Annotated in this window: 1 protein-coding gene; it reads right to left on the bottom strand. The window is 44.3% G+C overall.

Going from position 1 to position 812, the window contains the following annotated elements; translation table 11 throughout:
- Window positions 1–746 (bottom strand): HAMP domain-containing protein (locus tag R7E78_RS25775; RefSeq protein WP_318058564.1); only part of this gene is annotated, 746 nt, incomplete at its 3' end.
- Window positions 747–812: the final 66 nt, after the last annotated feature.

Here is an 812-nt window from a genome sequence, read left to right as displayed (position 1 = left end):
TGCATTTTGTTTAAAGAGGTCGCTAAGTTAGAAAGCTCATCACCCGATTCGTCTTTGATAGGAGAAGCTGTCAAATCGCCTTCCGCCACACGTTGTGCCAAAGTATCCAGTGCGGTCAAACGCCCTGTGATTGAATTAGACAACAAGTATGCAATGAACACTGTTGCGATCGCCGCAAGCGTACCTAGCGCGTAAATGGTGTTCTCAATATCGTTGAATGAATCGGTCAATTGGAGAAGCGCATCATGTGTGCTTTGGCGGCCTTCTGCCGTCGCCGCATTGAGCATGTCTTCAATTGGGGCTAGATTCACCTCGTACAACTGACGGACTTGCTCAACGTTTTCTTCTAAACTGCGATGCCCAATATTCGGCTGAATTTGGCTCTCAAAGCTCGACGTAAAATTCGCCATAAGCTGCTCAATTTTTTCGATATTGCGATAGTCTTCTCCACCAGCGGTTTCAAGACGTTTCACATCAGCCAACGCAGAGGCAAACTCTTTCTTGTTCGATTGATATTCACGTTGTGCACCACTGGTATTGATGATCATACCGACAGCATCTCGATAAATATCCCCAGCTTCATCGATCAAAGCCATGTATCCAATGGTCTCTGGGACGTCGTCTGTTCTGACTTCTTGTGCCACTTTATGTGAATTAATCACTTCAAACGTAATAATCGCGATCATCACCAACATTGTTGCCAAAATGGCACCAAAGCTCGCATATAACTTTTTACGAACTGACATTTTCACTGACAAGGTTCCTTATAAATTATGTTCTGTGCAGACATTGCTGTATCAATCTGCACATGA

Source organism: Vibrio sp. YT-19(2023) (assembly GCF_033337395.1).
Note: the sequence above shows the minus strand (reverse complement) of the source record. Positions and strands in the feature narration are given on the sequence as shown.